The organism is Rhizobium sp. PAMB 3174, assembly GCF_052908375.1.
The window spans coordinates 3347473-3367126 of record NZ_CM128608.1; the positions used below are offsets into that span (position 1 = coordinate 3347473).

At 63.4% G+C, this 19654-nt stretch carries 21 protein-coding genes; 10 read left to right on the plus strand and 11 right to left on the minus strand.

Translation table 11 applies throughout. The annotated features are described in order from the left end of the window. Positions 1–130: 130 nt before the first annotated feature. Genes ACU5AY_RS16150 through ACU5AY_RS16170 form a run of 5 tightly spaced genes read right to left on the minus strand, consistent with a single transcriptional unit; the run spans position 131 to position 2988 of the window. Positions 131–1051 carry a TonB family protein gene (locus ACU5AY_RS16150; protein WP_446826964.1) on the minus strand — a complete coding sequence of 307 codons (921 nt, stop codon included), beginning with the start codon at positions 1049–1051 and terminating at the stop codon, positions 131–133. After that, on the minus strand, positions 1048–1449 hold the full coding sequence (locus ACU5AY_RS16155) for an ExbD/TolR family protein (protein WP_446826965.1): 402 nt from the start codon (positions 1447–1449) through the stop codon (positions 1048–1050). The genes ACU5AY_RS16150 and ACU5AY_RS16155 overlap by 4 nt, the downstream gene beginning before the upstream one ends. A gap of 4 nt (positions 1450–1453) precedes the next feature. Next, the gene (locus ACU5AY_RS16160; RefSeq protein ID WP_446825697.1) at positions 1454–1834 is read right to left on the minus strand and encodes a biopolymer transporter ExbD; all 381 of its coding nucleotides are present in this window, start codon (positions 1832–1834) and stop codon (positions 1454–1456) included. Then, positions 1824–2528, minus strand: a complete 705-nt coding sequence (locus tag ACU5AY_RS16165; protein ID WP_446825698.1) for a MotA/TolQ/ExbB proton channel family protein — start codon at positions 2526–2528, stop codon at positions 1824–1826. Before ACU5AY_RS16165 ends, ACU5AY_RS16160 begins: the two co-directional genes overlap by 11 nt. Positions 2529–2550: 22 nt before the next feature. Further along, positions 2551–2988 carry a hypothetical protein gene (locus ACU5AY_RS16170; RefSeq protein ID WP_446825699.1) on the minus strand — a complete coding sequence of 146 codons (438 nt, stop codon included), beginning with the start codon at positions 2986–2988 and terminating at the stop codon, positions 2551–2553. Positions 2989–3311: 323 nt separating this feature from the next. Between ACU5AY_RS16170 and hemP the strand changes: the two genes are divergently transcribed. The 7 genes from hemP (at position 3312) to ACU5AY_RS16205 (ending at position 9032) form a co-directional block, all read left to right on the plus strand. Next, entirely contained in the window at positions 3312–3488 is a 177-nt protein-coding gene (gene hemP, locus ACU5AY_RS16175; protein ID WP_446825700.1) for a hemin uptake protein HemP, read from the plus strand. Positions 3489–3500: 12 nt separating this feature from the next. Continuing rightward, the gene (locus ACU5AY_RS16180; protein WP_446826966.1) at positions 3501–4553 is read left to right on the plus strand and encodes a hemin-degrading factor; all 1053 of its coding nucleotides are present in this window, start codon (positions 3501–3503) and stop codon (positions 4551–4553) included. 7 nt (positions 4554–4560) lie between these two features. Next, a complete protein-coding gene (locus ACU5AY_RS16185) occupies positions 4561–5439 on the plus strand; it encodes a heme/hemin ABC transporter substrate-binding protein (protein WP_446826967.1) in 879 nt (292 codons plus the stop codon). 14 nt (positions 5440–5453) lie between these two features. Next, complete coding sequence (locus ACU5AY_RS16190; protein ID WP_446826968.1) at positions 5454–6548, plus strand: FecCD family ABC transporter permease; 1095 nt, start codon at positions 5454–5456, stop codon at positions 6546–6548. Then, positions 6545–7351: a heme ABC transporter ATP-binding protein gene (locus ACU5AY_RS16195; protein WP_446826969.1), complete on the plus strand. Its 807-nt coding sequence runs from the start codon at positions 6545–6547 to the stop codon at positions 7349–7351. Before ACU5AY_RS16190 ends, ACU5AY_RS16195 begins: the two co-directional genes overlap by 4 nt. Positions 7352–7625: 274 nt before the next feature. Continuing rightward, a complete protein-coding gene (locus ACU5AY_RS16200; protein WP_446826970.1) occupies positions 7626–8345 on the plus strand; it encodes a matrixin family metalloprotease in 720 nt (239 codons plus the stop codon). A gap of 135 nt (positions 8346–8480) precedes the next feature. Further along, the gene (locus ACU5AY_RS16205; RefSeq protein WP_446826971.1) at positions 8481–9032 is read left to right on the plus strand and encodes a PRC-barrel domain-containing protein; all 552 of its coding nucleotides are present in this window, start codon (positions 8481–8483) and stop codon (positions 9030–9032) included. Positions 9033–9135: 103 nt separating this feature from the next. Here the strand turns inward: ACU5AY_RS16205 and pncB are convergent, their stop codons facing one another. The 6 genes from pncB to ACU5AY_RS16235 form a co-directional block, all read right to left on the minus strand. Then, entirely contained in the window at positions 9136–10440 is a 1305-nt protein-coding gene (gene pncB, locus ACU5AY_RS16210; RefSeq protein ID WP_446826972.1) for a nicotinate phosphoribosyltransferase, read from the minus strand. A gap of 138 nt (positions 10441–10578) precedes the next feature. After that, on the minus strand, positions 10579–10845 hold the full coding sequence (locus tag ACU5AY_RS16215; protein ID WP_446826973.1) for a hypothetical protein: 267 nt from the start codon (positions 10843–10845) through the stop codon (positions 10579–10581). A 113-nt stretch (positions 10846–10958) separates the two neighbouring features. Beyond that, positions 10959–12587, minus strand: coding sequence for an ABC transporter ATP-binding protein (locus ACU5AY_RS16220; RefSeq protein WP_446826974.1), 1629 nt, complete (start codon positions 12585–12587; stop codon positions 10959–10961). Beyond that, positions 12584–13726: an ABC transporter permease gene (locus ACU5AY_RS16225; protein WP_446826975.1), complete on the minus strand. Its 1143-nt coding sequence runs from the start codon at positions 13724–13726 to the stop codon at positions 12584–12586. Before ACU5AY_RS16225 ends, ACU5AY_RS16220 begins: the two co-directional genes overlap by 4 nt. Further along, positions 13726–14823 carry a microcin C ABC transporter permease YejB gene (locus tag ACU5AY_RS16230; protein WP_446825710.1) on the minus strand — a complete coding sequence of 366 codons (1098 nt, stop codon included), beginning with the start codon at positions 14821–14823 and terminating at the stop codon, positions 13726–13728. The genes ACU5AY_RS16225 and ACU5AY_RS16230 overlap by 1 nt, the downstream gene beginning before the upstream one ends. Positions 14824–14977: 154 nt before the next feature. Next, the gene (locus tag ACU5AY_RS16235) at positions 14978–16822 is read right to left on the minus strand and encodes an extracellular solute-binding protein (RefSeq protein WP_446826976.1); all 1845 of its coding nucleotides are present in this window, start codon (positions 16820–16822) and stop codon (positions 14978–14980) included. A gap of 181 nt (positions 16823–17003) precedes the next feature. On the opposite strand from ACU5AY_RS16235, the gene mepA reads away from it, so the two are divergent. The 3 genes from mepA (at position 17004) to ACU5AY_RS16250 (ending at position 19612) form a co-directional block, all read left to right on the plus strand. Further along, entirely contained in the window at positions 17004–18056 is a 1053-nt protein-coding gene (gene mepA, locus ACU5AY_RS16240; RefSeq protein ID WP_446826977.1) for a penicillin-insensitive murein endopeptidase, read from the plus strand. Between the two features lie 125 nt (positions 18057–18181). Next, positions 18182–18571 carry a methylglyoxal synthase gene (locus ACU5AY_RS16245; protein ID WP_446826978.1) on the plus strand — a complete coding sequence of 130 codons (390 nt, stop codon included), beginning with the start codon at positions 18182–18184 and terminating at the stop codon, positions 18569–18571. A gap of 15 nt (positions 18572–18586) precedes the next feature. Beyond that, positions 18587–19612: a glucokinase gene (locus tag ACU5AY_RS16250; protein ID WP_446829039.1), complete on the plus strand. Its 1026-nt coding sequence runs from the start codon at positions 18587–18589 to the stop codon at positions 19610–19612. The last annotated feature ends 42 nt before the right edge of the window (positions 19613–19654 follow it).

The window sequence follows — 19654 nt, forward strand, 5'->3', positions numbered from 1 at the left end:
GGGGTGCATCGACCGCTCCCGCCGAAGTCCGGCGCATCTGGCCGCACCGGGCGTCACCGCATATCAGACCCGGCGGCGGGACGCAAAGCCGACAGCGATGCGAAACGGCGGCTGCCGCCGGCAAATCGCACTAGCGATCGAAGCGGATCGGGACGACGAACTGCCAGCTCGAACGACCGGCGCCCTCTGGGATCGGCGGAAACGGCGCGGCGCGGCGAACCGCCTCGGCAGCGGCCCGGTCCAGCTCGGCAGAGCCGGAGCTTCTCACGACCCTGACCGACCCGGCATTGCCGTTCCGGTCGACAACGAAGGAGACCCTCGCCTCCCCCTGGCTGCCGGCGCCGGACGGAAAGCGCACCGCGCGGCGCAGCTTGCGGGCAACCTTGCCTGGGTAGTTGGAGACAGCAGCATTGCCGGCAGCGCTCGCCTTGCGTCCCTGGCTTTGCGCCTCCCGGGCCTGTCGGCTGTCGGCGTCGGAATCACCACCCGAACCCTTTGCCTGGCGCACCGGTCTGGCGCGCGCCTTCTCCGTCTTGCGCGGACGCTCGGGCTTGGCTGCCGCAGGCGGCTTCGGACGCGGCAACGGAACGACGTCCGGCACCGGTTCACTCGCCTGAAGCTCCTCCGGCTCGGCCTGAACCGCCGCAACTTCGGCGACGGAATCCGCTTCGGCCGCCTCGGTCGGTTCGACCTCCGCCTCGGTGACGGTCGGAGCCTCCGCGGCCTCCAGCGGGACTTCCTGCGCCGTGGCGTCGGCAGGCTCGACTTCGCTCGTCTCCGGAGAGACCGTTTCGACCGGTTCTGCGGCCGGATCCAGCTCTTCCATATCGGCCTCGGACAATTCCGTCGGCTCGACCGTGTCCGTCTCCTCGGAGGCCTCCCCGGCCATCTGCGCATCGGCGAAGGCATCGCCCAGCACCGTCACGCCCACGTCGCTCGAGCCGGCGATCAGCACCTCGTCGGGGCCGGGCGCAAAATAGCCGGCAAAGGCCATGTGAACGAAAGCGGACAGCACCAGCGCCGCCCCCCATTGAATCAGGCGGGTTTTCATTTTGCAGCCCGTTCGGTGACGAGTTCTATCCTCTCGGCGCCGGCCTCCTGAAGGGCGGCGACAACCTCCAGCATCTGCGTCGCCGGCAACCGTCTGTCGGCCACCAGCCGGTATGTTCCGTCGTCCGCATCCTCGTTTTGCCGACGCATCTCGACATAGGCGGCGGCCGCCACCGGCTGGCCGCGAAACCGAAGGCTGCCGTCTTCGAGCACCACCAGCGCATCGGGCGGCGGAGAGGGTGACGACTGTTCCGTCTCGATCATCGAGAGGCCGGTATCGAGCGGCGGGGCGAGCGTGCCGGCGATCAGGAAGAAGATCAGCATCAGGAAGACGACGTTGATCAGGGCAATCGTGCTCTCGACTTCGCGCTTCTGTCTCTTTCGGGCTATGGAAATCATGGCACTACTTCGCAACCGTCACAGTGAACTGAAGATATCTGAGCGTTTCCAGCGCCTTGACGAAGCCTTGGGAGGCCACGGAGGGATCGACGATCAGAAGCGCCTTCGCGGCTCCCTTGTCCCGGTAGTCTTCCAGCGTCGCGGGGACATCCGCCTGGCTTATCGAAACGCCGTTGATCCGCCATTCCTCCTCGCCGGGCTTGACGATGATGTCGGCCGTCTGGCGGCCGCTGCCGCCGGCGGACGCCGGCGCCGCGAGTTCGACCGAGGCGAAGCGCGTGAAGGTCGAAGACAGCATGAAGAACAGCAGCAGAAGGAAAATGACGTCGATCAGCGAGGTCATCGACAGGCGCCGGCGAGACCGGCGCGGCATGTCAAGTCGCATGCCGCAGCTCCACCTGGCGAAGCGGCGCCTGCGCGCGCGGGTCACGCGGCGGCCGCAGCGCCGGCGACAGTATTTCCGAGGCCATCGTCTCGATCGCCACCCGCTCCTTCTCCACCCGCGCTTCCAGATAGGTAAGGACCAGCGACACCGGCATGGCGACGGCAAGGCCGGCCGCCGTGGTCAGAAGCGCCACCCAGATGCCGCCGGCGAGAATGGACGGATCGACGGAGCTTCCCGCTCCCTGCAGCTTCTGGAACGCATCGATCATGCCGAGCACGGTTCCGAAAAGGCCGAGAAGCGGGGCGAGCTGAACGCAGATATCGAGGAAGCGGAAACCGCCTTCCAGGGAATGCAGCCTGACGAGCGCGATCCGGCTGATCTCTTCCTCGATGTCGGACTTGGCGAGATCGCCGCGGCGCAACAGGCGCATCGCCGTGGCCACGGCGAAGGCACTGGCGCTTCGCCCGCCCCGAGCCAGATCTTCAGCAGCCTCTGTCTCGCCCGCCTTGAACAGCGCGATGGCCTTGGCGGCGCGGCCGGTGCGCCCCACTCTGAGCACGCTGAACTGCACGAGCTTCAATCCCACCAGCGCGGCGGCCACGATGGACGTCACAAAGAGGATCACGACCACCGGCCCGCCCAGTTCCAGGAACGAGGCGAGCATGTCATATGCTCCGGAAAAATAAGCGTTCATGTCCATTTCCCTCGCGATCGGGTTATTTGCCAAACTGCAGATCGGTGCGGTTGGCCGTTTCCAGCATGCCGTTGCACGCCTCGACTCCGCCCGGCAGACCGTCGCATGCGGCCGCACCATTGATCAGGAGACGCGAGAAGCTCGTGCAATCGCCGTCCTTGAGATCGAACTGCTTGACGACCGTCTTGCCATCCGGCAGTTCGCCGAAATTGAAGACCGTCAGCCGGTCGACGAGGTTGCGGCTGTCGAAAAGAACGACCTCGAATGCCGCCTTCTTCAGCTCCGCGCCGGTATGGTTGCTGGTCACGAAGGTCATGCGGCAGCCGCCACCGACGGATGTGAGCTTGTTGAGTTCGATCTGCAGCGGCGGAGTGGCGGCAGCCTCGCCCGTCGCCGCCGCTGGCTGAGCGGCGGCAAGGGCCATCGCGGCCAATGAAATCCGAATTCCGGTCCTCATCATGGTCGATTGCTTCCCTGGGACTTGTCCGCAGCCTTGCAGGCAGGCGAACATAAATATGACTTTACAATTCATCTTTGAGCTAGAATACATGAATTGATTAGTCAACAATAATTCCCGTGCCCGCGGCGCCTTTCCGGCAGGCGGCCGTTCGGGCTGACGATCGGCTGGCATTTAAAAGATGATTATAAAAATCATATATTGCGACACGTTCATAAGTTGACTATGATATTCATATTAATGAGACAAGCCCAGCCAGCAGTGCAAGCCAGGCCATAGAAACAATCAGCCCTTTTTGAAAATCGGGTGACCTGATGAAGTGTGACATGGGCACGAGCAAAAATTACGACGCCGAAGACCGCGGCGAACCCGCGGACAATAATGCACCCGTCTATTCAAGCGCATTCCTCTTCAAGGGCACGGGCGAGATACGGATCGAACACGCCGGTTTTTCCTACCGGCTGAAGATCACCCGCCAGGGCAAACTTATTCTCAACAAGTAGGAGATGCGCAGAATGAACGGCAATCTGCCGACGGCGGAAGACATCCGCAAAGCAAGACAGGACAATCCGAAACTCCGCGAACGCGATCTGGCCGCCAGTCTCGGCATTACGGAGGCCGATTATATCGCAGCATGGATTGGCCACGGTGTCCGTCGGATTTCGACCGACTTCGAGCGCGTCTTTCCGGGCCTTGAAGCCCTGGGCGAAGTCATGGCGCTGACCCGCAATGAATTCGCGGTGCACGAGAAGATCGGGGTCTATGACCGCTACATTGACGGCCGCAACGCCGCGATGATGCTTGGTGAACAGATCGACATGCGGATGTTTCCCAAGCATTGGGTGCACGGCTTTGCCGTCGAGTTCGACACCGGCGAGACGGTGAAGCGCAGCTTCCAGTTCTTCGACGCCAGTGGCGAGGCCGTTCACAAGGTGCACCTGCGTCCGGCCAGCGATGTGAGCGCCTGGCAGGCCCTCGCCGACAAGCTGGCGCTCCCAGACCAGAATGTTCCGGTTGCCGCGGCCGCCTACTCCCGCACCAGCCCCGTCAACGACAACGCCGTTCCGCACGAGAAGCTGCGCGAACGCTGGGAGGGCATGACCGACACGCATCAGTTCGTCGGCATCCTGAAGGACCTCGAACTGTCTCGCCTGAAGGCGCTCGAAAGCATCGGCGAGGATTTTGCCTGGCAGCTGGCACCGGATGCCGTGCATGCGATGATGCTCGCCGCCGTCGACGACGGCCTGCCGATCATGTGCTTCGTCGGCAGCCGCGGCTGCATCCAGATTCATTCGGGACCGCTCCACAACGTCGCCACGATGGGACCCTGGGTCAATGTCATGGATCCGACCTTCCACCTGCATCTGCGCGCCGACAAGGTCGCCCAGACCTGGGCGGTACGCAAACCCGTCGACAAGGGACACGTCACCTCCATCGAAGCCTATGATGCCGAGGGCGAACTGATCATCCAGTTCTTCGGCAAGCGCATCGAGGGGCAGGACGAGCGGCCGAACTGGCGCGCGATCGTCGAGGCGCTGCCGCGCCTTTCCGACACCCAGGCAGCGTGAGACGGCAATGACATCGATTTCCAGACGTGCACTTGTCGCGACCGCCCTGATCGGCTCCGCCACCTTGGCGTGGCCGCGCCTTTCGGTGGCGGCCGGCGTCGCCTCCCCGTCCCGGATCGTATCGATCGGCGGCTCCCTGACCGAGATCGTCTTCGCGCTTGGCGCCGGGGACCGGCTGGTGGCGCGCGACACGACCTCCACCTATCCGCCGGAAGCGCTCAAGCTTCCGGACACCGGCTACATCAGGGCGCTGTCGCCGGAAGGCGTGCTCTCGGTCAATCCGGATCTCATCCTCGTCCTCGAGGGCGCCGGGCCACCCGAGGCGCTCTCCGTGCTGCAGCAGGCCGGCATCCCGCTGACAACGGTTCCCGACGGCTACGACCGCCAGGCGATCGTCGGCAAGGTGCATGCCGTCGGCAAGGCGATCGGAGAGCAGGAGAAGGCCGAAGCGCTGGCCTCCCGGCTCGACGCGGACCTTGCCGCCGCCGAGACTGCTGCCAAGGCCGTGTCCGTCCGCAAGAAGGTTCTCTTCGTGCTCTCGCTTCAGAACGGCCGGGTGATGGCCGCCGGTGCGAACTCGCATGCGGACGCCATCATCACCATGGCGGGCGGCGAAAACGCGATGGCCGGCGTTTCCGGCTACAAACCCGTGAGTGACGAAGCCATCCTCGCCGCCGCGCCTGACCTCATCCTGATGATGACTGGGGCCGGCGACCACGCGGCCGGCGACGAGCAGGTTCTCGCGCAGCCGGCAATTGCCGAAACGCCGGCCGGCAAGGCCAAACGCATCATCCGCATGGACGGAATGTTTCTGCTGGGCTTCGGGCCACGGACGCCCGATGCCATCCGCGATCTGCATAGCGCCCTATACAAGCCGGCAACATAGACGGAATGACGATCATGCTCCAAGAGGTCGAGCGGCACGCCCTTCGCCGGCGGACAGGCCTGTGGCCCGCCGATCGCGGGGCGCGTGCGCGCATCGCCATTCCGGCACTCGGCGTCGCGCTGGTGCTTGCCTGCGGCCTGTCCCTGACGGCCGGTGCATCCGATACATCGGCCCTTGACGCCCTCCTTGCGCTTGCCGGCATGTCCGATGCCGGCGTGTCGGCCAGCGACCGCATCATCCTCGGCGCCATCCGCCTGCCGCGCATCGCGCTTGGCGCGCTGGTCGGAGCGGCGCTCGCCGTCTCCGGCGCCCTGATGCAGGGGCTTTTCCGCAATCCGCTCGCCGACCCGGGCCTCGCCGGCGTTTCCGCCGGGGCGGCTCTCGGGGCAGCGGGAATGATCGTGCTTGGCGGCTCGCTGCTGGCTCCGCTCACCGCCCTTTTCGGCTTTTCGGCGCTGCCCATCGCGGCCTTCGGCGGCGGGCTTGCCACCACCACGATCCTTTACCTGACGGCGACGCGCCGCGGACGAACCTCTGTCGCGACCATGCTGCTTGCCGGCATAGCGCTTGGCGCCTTTTCGGGGGCTGCGACCGGCATTCTGGTCTACATGGCCGACGACAAGCAGCTTCGCGACCTGACCTTCTGGGGGCTCGGCTCGCTGGCGGGTTCCACCTGGAGCAAGGCCATGACCGTGGGACCGCTGATCCTCGCGTGCCTCGCTGCCGCGCCCTTCCTCGGAAAGCAGCTCAACGCGCTCGCACTCGGCGAGGCGGCGGCCGGCCATATGGGTGTGCCGGTCCAGAGACTGAAGACCGGCTGCATCCTGCTCGTCTCCGCCATGACCGGGGCAGCTGTCGCCGTCAGCGGCGGCATCGGCTTCGTCGGCATCGTCGTGCCTCATATCATCCGCCTGTCCGTTGGCCCGGACCACCGCTATCTGCTGCCGGCATCCGCCCTGCTGGGTGCCTCGCTGCTGGTGCTGGCCGATGCCTTCGCCCGCACGATCGTCGCACCGGCCGAACTGCCGATCGGCATCGTGACGGCCACGGCCGGCGCCCCCGTCTTCCTCTGGCTCCTGCTCAGAAGCCGCACGGTGGTGGATATATGAGCCACGATCCCGGCATGCGCTACGAGGCGCAGGCGATCTCGGCCAGGCTCGGCGGCCGGACCATCCTCGCCGATCTTGACTTTGACGCCACCGCCGGCGAGGTCACCGTGATCGCCGGGCCGAACGGCTCGGGAAAGACCACGCTGATCAAGGCGCTTTCCGGCGAACTGCCGGTGTCCGGCCAGGTCTCCATCAACGGCCGACCGCTCGGCACGCTGAAGCCGTGGCAGTTCGCCGCCATGCGCGCCGTGCTGCCACAGGAAATCCAGCTCGCCTTTCCGTTTACCGTCGACGAGGTCGTCTCGCTCGGCATTTCCGCGGGCATTCACGGCGGATCGGACAAAGAGAACCGGCGCCGCGTGCTGCAGGCGCTCACGGCAGTCGATCTTTCCGGCTTTTCCGGACGGCTCTACCAGGAGCTTTCCGGCGGCGAGCGCCAGCGTGTTCAACTCGCCCGCGTGCTCTGCCAGATCTGGGAGCCGGTCGCGCATGGCGAGCCACGCTGGCTGCTGATGGACGAGCCGGTCGCAAGCCTCGACATCCGCCACCAGATCGGCCTCATGGAGATCGCCCGCTCCTATGCACGGCGCGGCGGCGGCGTGATCGCCGTCATGCATGATCTCAATCTCAGCGCCATGTTCGCGGACCGAATCGTGCTGATGAAGAATGGCCGCGTCGCGGCACTAGGCACGCCGGCTGAGGTGTTCGACGCCAAGACGCTGCAAACGGTGTTCGATTGTGCAGTCATACCCGGGATTGCCCCCGAAAACGGCAACTTCATCCTTCCCCAAAGTATTGCCTGAACCCGTATTTCAGCGATTTCAATGAATTACACCCCATGGCACGGGGATTGCTTGTTTGCTGGTTTGATCATCGCCGGCGAACTGCCGGGATCAGGTGCGAGGCGGGCATACCGCAATTTCTGGGGAGTTGCGCCGGCCGCAAGCCTCGGGCCACTCTGGTCAAACATGATGATCAGTAATGAGCCAGCCTGTGGGGACAGATCTGGCGACAGTCCACGGGGCGAGGAATTTGGGCAGATATTCCAGGGTGGCGCTTGGCGCCTGCATGCTTTTCATGTCCGGGTTTGGCTTGGTTCACGCCGAGGAAAACCACTACAAGCTGCTGAAGCTTGACGGCCACGTCGTCAAATGGGGCGATCCGACCCTTGGTTCTCCGGCGCATGTCACCTACGCCTTCGCGACGGCGGCGTTTCACGATCCGGAGGCGCGGAACTGCGGCGATATCGCTCCGTTGAAGAGCGTCGCACAGCGATCGGGCCTCAGCGAAGACGACATCCGGCAACAGGCGGCCGCGGCGGCGGCTCTCTGGTCCAGCGTCGCCGGCATCACGTTCGAGGAAGTTTCGGACCCGGCCAAGGCGAACATCCTGATCGGGGAGCAGAGCGAACCGACCGGCTACGCCTTTGCCAATGTCGAATATCGCAAGCCCGTGCTGGCCAAGGACGCAAAGCGGTCCGGCGACCGCGCGCTGAACATTCCTGATGGCCGGGCCAACCTTGGCCGCGAGCCAAATGCGCAGTCCGTCGCGACCATTTCCCGCTCGATGATCTGCCTCAACCCGGAGCGCATCTGGAAAAGCGGCTTCGGCGGAAACGCGTCGGCCTATGATATCCGCTACACGTTCACGCATGAACTGGGCCATGCGATCGGTCTCGACCACTACTATCACGCCGGCTTCCTGATGTACTACAAGTACACTGAAGCGTTCCGCGCACCGCAATCAGGCGACATCGACGGCGCCCGCGCCCTCTACGGTCCGCCCATCGCCCGCTGACACCAGCGGCTGCGGCATCAGGTCGCACCTGGCCGCGAAAACGCCACCTTTTGCAACTACAGATTCGCTTGGCATCGGACATGCGCCCTCAATGTCCGATGCCAAAGAGGGCTACCTGAAAAGGAGCTTGTCATGTTGAAACGACTTTTTTCGGCCAGTGCGCTGACGCTGGTTCTGGTAAGTGTTCCGGCATTCGCGCAAGATACGGCCGCCCCGAATACCGGGATGGCACCGGCGCAAAGCGATTCTGCCACGCCAGACGCAACGGTTGCGCCAGACGCGACTGCAGTTCCCATCAAGCCGATCGCATTCATCCCCAAGCAGGAACAAGGCCAATGGCTCGTTGCCGACTATATTGGCCTGAATGTTCAGGGGAATGACGGCCAAACGCTCGGCGATATCAGCGACATCGTTGTCGGAGACGACGGCAAGATATCGGCCTTCGTCATCAGCGTCGGCGGTTTTCTTGGCATGGGCGAGCGGCATATTGCCGTTCCGATAGATGCCGTTGACCAGTCAACCGACGAAAACGGCGCACCGAAGCTCGTCCTGGCCTCGAACAGCGAGGCCCTCCAGAATGCGCCTCCGTTCATGAGCCTGCTGGATATCCAGCGTGAAGCCGAACGGAAGCAGGCGGAGCAGGAATCGCAGATGAACGCCGCACCTGCTGCCCCGACCGGCCAGTAGCGGCGGCAACAGTTCCGCCTAAAGCCCGATACGGGCGGCTCTCGCCGAGGGCCGTCCGGAGAGGGTGTTGGCGGATGACGCACCGACACACATCAGATCACTGTCAGACGACGACTTCCTGGTCGACCCGGTCCTCGCTGCCGAAGAACTGCAGGTAGCGTTTGACGGCTTCCGGATCGCCGGTCGCCTTCTGCGGATTGTCGGAAAGCTTGACCGCTGGGCGGCCATTGGCGTCGGACACCTTGCAGACGATCGAGATCGGCTTCAGGCCGTCGATCGGGTCCGGTGCGCATCCGGCAAAGTCGTTGGTGAGGTTGGTGCCCCAGCCGAAGCTCATGCGCACCCTGCCCTCGAAATGGCGGTAGGTATCGATGATCGCATCGACATCGAGGCCGTCGGAGAAGATCAGCAGTTTTTCCTTGGGATCGCGGCCCATCTTCTTCCACCAGGCGACGATCTTTTCGCCGCCCTCGATCGGGGGCGCGCTGTCGGGCCGGAAACCGGTCCAGTCGGCCACCCATTCCGGCGCATTCTTGAGGAAGGCGGCCGTGCCGAAGGCATCCGGCAGCACGATCAGCAGGTTGCCGCCGTAAAGCGTGTTCCAGTCCTTGAGGACCTTGTAGGGGGCTTCGGCGAGTTGCTGGTCGTTTTCCGCCAGTGCAGCGGCGACCATCGGCAGTTCGTGCGCATTGGTGCCGACGGCTTCCAGGTCGGAGTCCATGGCGAGAAGCACGTTCGAGGTGCCGGTAAAGGCCGGGCCGATGCCTTCCTTCAGCGCTTCCACGCACCAGCGCTGCCAGAGGAACGAATGGCGCCGGCGGGTGCCGAAATCGGAGATTCTCAGGCCCGGCAGGGCCTTCAGCCGGTCCACCTTGTCCCACATCTTGGCCTTGGCGCGGGCATAGAGCACGTCGAGAGTGAAGGGGCCGAGCGAGCGCATGGCGGCGCGCGAGCGAAGCTCGTTGATGATCGCGAGCGCGGGAATTTCCCACAGCGTCGTTTCCATCCAGGGACCATGGAAATCGAGCTGGTACTGGCCGTCACGGCGCGTCAGCTCATACTCCGGCAGCTGGAATTTCGACAGCCAGGCCAGGAATTCCGGCTCGAAGATCTGCGAGCGGCCGTAGAAGGTGTTACCGGCCAGCCAGATCAGCTCCTTCTTGGAGAGGCGCAGCGTGCGGGCGTGATCGAGCTGCTCGCGCAGTTCCATCTCGTCGATCTCGTCGGCCAGACGGACGGACGTCGTCCGGTTGATCAGCGAAAAGGTGGCGTGGACGTCCGGATAGAGCTTCCAGATCATCTGCAGCATCAGAAGCTTGTAGAAATCCGTGTCGATCAGGCTGCGGATGATCGGATCCAGCTTCCAGGCGTGGTTATACACGCGCCGGGCGATATCTGTCTTCATCATGTGCTCCCCCGGAAACGCATCACACGTCGATACAGAAATGCAAAGTGCCGAAGCAACCGCGCTTCGGCACCTGCGACGTTATCGTGAAATATCCAACGAAAGTCCAGTGGCTACCGGCGGTTGTTTAGCCGAGCCACATTAGTTTGACGGGACCGCGGCACCGCTGTCGGCGGGTGCCGACTGGCTGACGCCGGCGGGCGACGGATCACTCGGCGCTTCGGTGCGGCCCCACCATTCAAGCGGCACCCAGAGTGCCAGGGCAATGGCCAGAGCGGCAAGCAGGACATAGAGAACCGGACGGCCCAGCCGGCCTTGCCGCGCCTCTTTCGGCTCAAGCGGCTTTTCGGTCTTCATGGCCTCGGCGCGCGGAGCAACCTTGTTGGCGAAGTCGGTTTGACTGTTCATGTCGGTCTCCCTTGTCTGCCTGTTGCATTGTGCCCTTCATCAAGAAGGGCTTATGCAATCAACGCGCGACGGGAAGAAGGGTTCCTGGAGACCCTGGGGACCGGGTCGCGGTGCTACTGGCTGACCGCGCCGGTATCGACCGCCTTCAGATCGAAGGCAGCGGCCATCAGGGCGCGGGTATAGGGATCTTCGGGACTGGAAAATATCTTCTCGGCGGGCCCCTTCTCCACAACCTTGCCGAGACGCATGACGACGACGTCGTTGGCGAGCGCCTTCACCACTTTCAGGTCGTGGCTGATGAACAGATAGGCGAGATCGTGCCGCTTCTGCAGGTCGCGCAACAGGTCGACCACCTGCGCCTGGACGCTCATGTCGAGCGCCGAGGTCGGCTCGTCGAGCATGACGAAGCGGGGTTTGAGCACCATCGCGCGGGCAATGGCGATGCGCTGGCGCTGGCCGCCCGAGAATTCATGCGGATAACGCCAGCGGGTGGCCGGATCGAGACCCACCTCTTCCAGCACACCGGCCACGCGACGGTCGCGCTCGTCGGCGCTGAGCGTCCGCTCATGGATCTTCAGCCCCTCGGCGATGATCTCGCCGACCGACATGCGGGGGCTGAGCGAGCCGTAAGGATCCTGGAAGACCACCTGCATCTCGCGACGCAACGGCAGCATCTCCTTGAAAGAATAGCCGGCTATATCTCGACCGACAAAGGCGATCCGCCCGCGCGAGGAAATAAGCCGCGCCAGCGCCATGCCGAGCGTCGTCTTGCCCGAACCGGATTCACCGACGACGCCGAGCGTGTGACCGGCCCGCAGCGTCACGTCGATACCGTCGACTGCCTTCACATTGTCGACGACCTTGCGCAGGAAGCCGGCCTTGATCGGGAACCAGACCTTGACGTCTTCCGCCTCCATGACCAACGGCTTGGCGTCGTTGCGCTCGGGCGGCTGGCCGCTCGGCTCGGAGGAGAGCAGATGCCGGGTGTAGGCATGCTGCGGATTGGAGAAGATGTCCGCGACCGGGCCGCTCTCGACGATCTTGCCCTTGGTCATCACGCAGACGCGATCGGCGAACTTGCGGACGATGCCGAGATCATGGGTAATGAACAGCATGGACATGCCATGCGTCGTCTTCAGGTCCTTCAGGAGTTCCAGGATCTGCGCCTGCACCGTGACGTCGAGCGCCGTCGTCGGCTCGTCGGCGATCAGCAGCTTCGGGCGGTTGGCGAGCGCCATGGCGATCATCACGCGCTGACGCTGGCCGCCGGAGAGCTCATGCGGATAGGCCTTCAGGCGCTTCTCCGGATCGCGGATTCCGACCTGATTGAGCAGTTCGAGCACCCGATCCCGTGCCGGCTTGCCGACAATGCCGCCGTGCAGCGCCAGGATCTCGCCGATCTGCTTCTCGATCGAATGCAGCGGATTGAGCGAGGTCATCGGCTCCTGGAAGATCATGGTGATGTCGTCGCCGCGCACCTTGCGCAGCTCGGCCTCGCTCGCCTTCAAAAGATCGCGGCCGGAAAACAGGATCTCTCCCGAGGGATGGCTTGCCGCCGGATAGGGCAGGAGCTGCAGGATCGAATTGGCGGAAACCGACTTGCCGGAACCGGATTCGCCAACCAGAGCCAACACCTCGCCGGGCGCGACATCAAAGGAAATCCGGTCGACGGCAAGCGACGTCTGACCGCCCTGATGAAAGGCGACGGACAGATCGCGGACGGAGAGAAGCGGCTCGGTCATTTGAACGTCTTTCGCGGATCGAAGGCGTCGCGGACGGCCTCGCCGATGAAGATCAGCAGGGAGAGCATGATCGACATGGTGAAGAAGGCGGTCAGGCCGAGCCAGGGAGCCTGAAGGTTACGCTTGCCCTGGTCGATGAGTTCGCCGAGCGACGGCGAACCGGGGGGCATACCGAGGCCGAGGAAGTCGAGCGAGGTCAAGGTCGTGATCGAGCCGGACAGGATGAAGGGAAGGAAGGTCAGCGTCGCCACCATGGCATTGGGCAGCAGGTGACGGAACATGATCGTCCAGTTGCCGACGCCGAGCGCGCGGGCCGCCTTCACATACTCGAAATTGCGGGCCCTCAGGAACTCGGCGCGGACGATGCCGACGAAGCCGACCCAGGAAAACAGCAGCATGATGCCGAGCAGAACGAAGAAGCCCGGCGGCAACACCGAGGAGATGATCAGCAGGATGTAGAGCACCGGCATCGACGACCAGATCTCGATGAAGCGCTGCATCAGAAGGTCGAGCCAGCCGCCGAAATAGCCCTGCATGGCGCCGGCGCTGACCCCGACGAATGCCGAGGCGATCGTGAGCGCAAGCCCGAAGAGGACGGCGACACGGAACCCGTAGATCATGCGGGCGGTGACGTCGCGCGCCTGGTCGTCGGTACCGAGCCAGTTCATGTTGCCGAGAACGCAATCCGGGTCCTTGTCACCCTGCGGATAGCCCGAGCAGCGCTCCTCCTTGCTCATCAGCCAGAACGGCGCGGTCGGCGCCGAATGGGGAATGTTGGAGTTGGCGGTATCGTAGGAATAGCGGATCGGCGGCCAGAGCATCCAGCCGTTCGCATTGATCTCGTCCCGGATGAACTCGGAGCGATAGTCCGTGTCGGCATAGAAGCCGCCGAATTTCTCCTCCGGATAGTCGACCAGCACGGGGAACAGGATCTCGCCCTTGTATGAGACGACGAGCGGCCTGTCGTTGGCGATGAGTTCGGCGAACATCGACAGCGTGAACAGGACGAGGAAGATCCAGAACGACCAGTAGCCACGGCGGTTCGCCTTGAAATTGGCAAGCCGGCGCTGGTTGGTCGGATTGAGGAACGGCCGCTTCGGCGGCTTGCCGGCGGCGATCTCGGTGGCGCCCGCTTCCATCACACCTCCCTCCGCTCGAAGTCGATGCGCGGATCGACCCAGGTGTAGACGAGGTCGGAGATGAGGCCGATGACGAGACCCATCAGCGAGAAGATGTAGAGCGTGCCGAAGACGATCGGATAGTCGCGGTTGACGATGGCGAGATAGCCCATGCGACCGAGGCCATCGAGGGAAAAGATGTTCTCGATCAGCAGCGAACCGGTGAAGAAGGCCGAGATGAAGGCGCCGGGGAAGCCGGCGATGATGATCAGCATGGCGTTGCGGAAGACGTGGCCGTAGAGCACCTGCCGGTCGTTGAGCCCCTTGGCCTTGGCGGTGATGACATACTGCTTCTTGATCTCGTCGATGAAGGAGTTCTTCGTCAGCAGCGTCGTCGTCGCGAAGGCGGCAAGCGACAGCGAAATGATCGGCAGCGTCAGGTGCCAGAAGTAGTCGACGATCTTCTCATACCAGGTGAGCTGCCAGAAATTGTCGGAGACGAGGCCGCGCAAGGGAAACCAGTCGAAGAAGGAGCCGCCTGCGAAGACGACGATCAGCAGGATGCCGAATAGGAAGCTCGGCACGGCATAGCCGACGATGATGACGCCGGAGGTCCAGACGTCGAAGGCAGACCCGTCCTTGATCGCCTTGCGGATGCCGAGCGGGATTGAAATGCCGTAGGACAGGATCAGGATCCACAGGCCGAGCGACATCGACACCGGCAGTTTGTCGATGATCAGATCGATGACGGACGTGTTGCGGAAGAAGCTCTCGCCGAAGTCGAAGCGGATATAGTCCCACATCATGTCGAGAAAGCGGGTGAGCGGCGGCTTGTCGAAGCCGAACTGCTTTTCGAGCTTCTTGATCAGGTCGGGATCGAGGCCCTGTGCGCCCCGGTATCTGGAATTGGCCTCGGAGAACTGGTCCTGCTGGCTCAGGAGATCGCCGCTGGCGCCGGACAGGCGTTCCTCGGCGCTGCCGCCCTGCCCCGTCAGCTGCGAGATGACCTGTTCGACCGGTCCGCCGGGCGCGAACTGAACGATTGCAAAGGAGATCGCCATGATCCCGATCATCGTGGGGATCATGAGGAGAATTCGGCGAAGGATATAGGCGCCCATCTGCGGCTATTTCCCCTTTCCGGTTCGCGCCTGGCGCATTGCCGCCGGCCGAATCCTGTCTGTTGCTGCCATTCTGTCCGTCATTCTCCTGATCATGCCACCTGCGCTACCGTGCCAAGCTTGCGCCGCACCGACCATGTTCCGGGCGTCCACGCTACTTCTTTTCCGCCGACTTCGCCCACCACAGGTCCGGAAAACCCATGGAATATTCCGGCAGGTTGTCCGGCCGCACGATATTGTTCCAATAGGCGATCGGCAGCGACCGGCGGGAGTAGCTCGGCACGATGTAGGCGCCGGACAGGAGAACGCGGTCGAGGGCATGGACCGAGGCGATCAGCGTATCGCGGTTCGGCGCGAAGATGACCTTCTTGATCAGGGCGTCAATGCCGGGATCCGCGATGCCTGCATAATTGTCGGATCCGGGACGTTCGGCCGACTGCGAGCCCCAATAGCCGGTCTGCTCGTTGCCCGGGTTCATGCTCTGGGTCCAGCCCTGGTAGACCACGTCATAATCGAAGGCGCGCAGCCGGTTGGTGAACTGTGAGGCGTCCACGGAGCGCACGGTCGCCTTCACGCCGATCTTGGCGAGGTTGGCGGCATAAGGCAGCGCCACACGCTCGATGATCGGTCCGTCGAGAAGAATCTCAAAGGTGAAGGGTGCGCCGGTCTTGACGTTGACCATCTGCCGGTTGCGGATCTCGTAGCCGGCCTGCTTGAAGAGGTCGATGGCATGGCGAAGGTTCTGCCGCTCCTTGATCTCGTCGCCACCGACCGGATTGGTGTAAGGCGTCGTGAAGACCTCCGGCGGCACCATGTCCTTGATGCTGTCGAGGATGTCGAGTTCCTCGCCCTTCGGCAGGTCGCTGGAGGCGAGCTCGGTGCCGAAGAAGTAGCTGTTGATCCGCTGATAGCTGTTATAGAAAATGGTCCGGTTCAGTTCCTCGAAATCGAAGGCATAGTTGAGCGCCTGGCGAACCCGCTTGTCCTTGAATTGCTCGCGGCGCATGTTGGGAATGAAGCCGACCATGACGCCGCGCTTGCGGTACTCGTTCTCAAGCTCCTCGCGCTTGATGCGCCCATCCTGTGCGGCCGGAAAATCATAGGCCGTCGCCCAGCGCTTGGCGGAGTTGTCCCACCACCAGTCGAGATTGTGGCCCTTGAAGGCCTGGAACTCGACGTCACGGTCGGCAAAGAACGAATATTTCACCGTCTTGAAGTTGTTCCGGCCGATGTTGACGTTCAGATCCTTCGCCCAATAATCGTCGCGCAATTCGTAGGTGATCGTCGAACCCGGCGAGAAGGCGGCGATCTTGTAGGGGCCGGACGCCATTGGCGGTTCGAGCGAGGTCTTCGAAATGTCACGCGGCTTGCCGTCGGGGCCGTTCGCCTGCCACCAGGCCTTCGAAATCACCGGTAGCTGGCCGACGATCGACGGCAGTTCGCGGTTGCCCTTCTCGTCAAAGCGGAATGTCACCTCGCGCTCGCCCGTCACCTCTGCGGCGGTGACATGGCCGTAGTATTGCGTGAATTTCGGACTGAGTTCCTTGAACTTGTCGAAGCTGAAGACGACGTCCGCCGGCGTCACCGGCGAGCCGTCGGCAAACTTTGCCTGCGGCCTCAGGCGGAACACCGCATAGGAAAAATCGTCCGGGTAGGACAGCGCCTCGGCAAGCAGCCCGTAGCTCGACGACAGTTCGTCGCTGGCCGGCGTCAGCAGCGTGTCGTAGACCATGGAGATGCTGGCGGGAATCTCGCCCTTGTCGAGGACGAAGTTGAACGTGTCGTAGGTGCCGATCTCGGACACGTCGATGCTGCCGCCCTTGGGCGCATCGGGATTTCCGTAGTCAAAACGCTTGAAGCCGTTCGGATATTTCAGATCGCCGATCGTCGCGATGCCATGCCGCCAAACCGGATCGGCGGCGCTGGCCGGAGCGGAGGACACACTCTGCAGAAAAAGGAGGGCAAGGGGAAAAACGAATGTCCGGAATGCCAATTTCATATAGCGACCTTCATGGGTTTCTTCGGCCATACCATAGGCGAAATACTGCGGAAATACAGGGGGCAATTCCACACAGAGAGCGGGTGAAGACAAATGCGGATCACAATTTCAACAAACCCTCCATTCAGTGTAGGATCAACAGCAAATCACCAAAGTCGAACCCTTGGCGGGAGGGGTATGAATGCAATCAAGGCTTTTTAAAGCCATCCGGAAGCCGGCCATGGTGCTGGCGACCGCAGCGCTCGCAGTATGCCAGTTCACAGCCGACAGTTCGGCCGACGACCGGCCGGCCAAGCAGGTTTTCAGCGCCATCGCGCTTCCCGAACAGGGTACGCCGCAATCGATCGGCTACTACGCCAATGGCTGCCTTGCCGGCGCCGTGGCGTTGCCGACGGACGGGCCCGGATGGCAGGTCATGCGACTGTCGCGCAATCGCCGCTGGGGCCACCCGGAACTCGTTTCGTGGATCGAACAGTATGCGGGCGACGTCGCCCGAAATGACGGCTGGCCCGGCATCCTGATCGGCGACATGTCGCAGCCGCGCGGCGGGCCCATGGCATCCGGCCATGCCTCGCATCAGGTCGGCCTCGACGTCGATATCTGGCTGCAACCCATGCCGAACCACCGTATGAGCGCCGACGAGCGGGAAAAGCTTTCCGCGCAATCGCTCCTGAAGAAGAATGCGCGCCTGACGGTCGATCCGGCGAAATGGAACGACAGCTACGCGGACATGATCGTCCGCGCCGCCAACTATCCCGAGGTTCAGCGCGTCTTCGTCAATCCCTCGATCAAGAAGAAGCTCTGCGAGACATGGACCGGCAGCCGCGCCAATTTCGGCAAGCTCCGGCCCTATTACGGGCATGACGACCATATCCATGTCCGTCTCTTCTGCCGGCCCGGCTCGCCGGATTGCAAGAAGCAGGCGGCCGTGCCCGCCGACGACGGCTGCGGCAAGGAACTCGCCTGGTGGTACTCCGACGAACCCTGGGCGCCACCGAAAAAGCCGACCAAACCGACGAAGCCTGCGCCCAAGCCGCATGTGAAGACGCTCGCGGACCTGCCGAAGGCCTGCACCGCCGTCGTCAACGGTCCGTCGGTCGCTTCCGTCGAGGCCGCGACATACCGTAGCGGGTCTGCGGGCGCCTCGCCGGCCACGGCATTCGCACCCGTCGAGCCAAACGCGGCCGGCGCCTTCGACGTCCCCGTGCCGCTGCCGCGTCCGCCCGGTCAGTGACGCACCGCGCAACGGAAAGTTGCAGGCCGACGAAACGCCGTCGGCCGCTCACGGCTTTTCAAATTTTCCGATGATGGTATAGAAGCGGCTCAAATCGATTTAAATCACATTGTCCGGGAGGCCGCATGCCCAGCGAAAAGTGCATTGCGCTCATCGCTCACGACCAGAAGAAGGACGACATGGCGGAGTTCGCCTATCAGAACTCGCCGCTCCTGTCGGAATGGCGGCTGGTGGCAACCGGGACCACGGGCGCGAGGATTCTCGACGTCTGTCCGCATCTCGACGTCACACGACTCAAGAGCGGTCCGCTCGGCGGCGACCAGCAGATCGGCGCACTGATCGCCACCGGCGACATTGACCGGCTGATCTTTTTCGTCGACCCTCTGACGCCGATGCCGCATGATGTCGACGTCAAGGCACTGATGCGACTGGCGATCGTCTACGACATTCCGATGGCGCTGAACCGGTCGTCGGCGCAAATTCTTCTGAACGACCTCGCCCGCAGCGGGAAATAAGACATGCAGGATCCAATGGCGGCGAACCAGCACCACGAACATTCGATGGCCTTTCCGGTCCTGATCGGCGATATCGGCGGCACCAATGCCCGGTTTTCGCTGCTGATCGATTCCTATGCCGAACCGAAAACCTTTCCGATCGTCCGCACGGCGGAATTCGAGACGATCGACGACGCCATCCAGCGCTGCATCCTCGATCACACCTCGGTCCAGCCCCGCTCGGCGCTCCTGGCGATCGCCGGGCCGATCCAGGGCGACGAATTGCCGCTGACCAACTGCCCCTGGGTGGTCAAGCCGCGCGACATGATCGCCAATCTCGGCTTCGAGGACGTCACGATCATCAATGATTTCGAGGCGCAGGCGCTGGCCGTCGCTTCGCTGCGGGATACGGACCGCGAGCAGATCGGCGGCAATGGCGAAGAGCGGATCGCGACCCGCGTGGTGCTCGGTCCCGGCACGGGCCTCGGCGTCGCCGGCGTGGTCTACTCGCAGCACCGCTGGATCCCGGTTCCGGGTGAAGGCGGGCACGTCGACCTCGGACCGCGCACAGATCGGGACTACCAGATCTTCCCGCATGTCGAAAAAATCGGCGGCCGCGTCTCGGGCGAACAGATCCTCTGCGGCCGCGGCATGGTCAATCTCTACAAGGCGATCTGCGCCGCCGACGGCGTCGAGCCAAAGCTCAGCGAGCCGGCAACGGTTTCCGAAAAGGGCCTCGACGGCTCCGACCCGCAGGCGAAGGAAACCCTCTCCCTGTTCGCAACCTATCTCGGCCGCGTCGCCGGCGACCTCGCCCTCACCTTCATGGCGAAGGGCGGCGTCTTCATTTCCGGCGGCATTCCGCAGAAGATCATGCCGGCCCTGAAGGCCGGCGGCTTCCGCGCCGCATTCGAGGACAAGGCGCCGCACAACAAGGCCATGTCCGGCATTGCGACCTATGTCGTCACCCATCCACTGGCGGCGCTTGCCGGACTTGCCGCCTACGCGCGCGCACCCGGCGGCTTCAGCGTGGCGACCGAGGGCCGCCGCTGGCATCGCTAGGACGGCGTCCCCTGTGGCCTGTCGTCCTATAGCCAAAAGGCA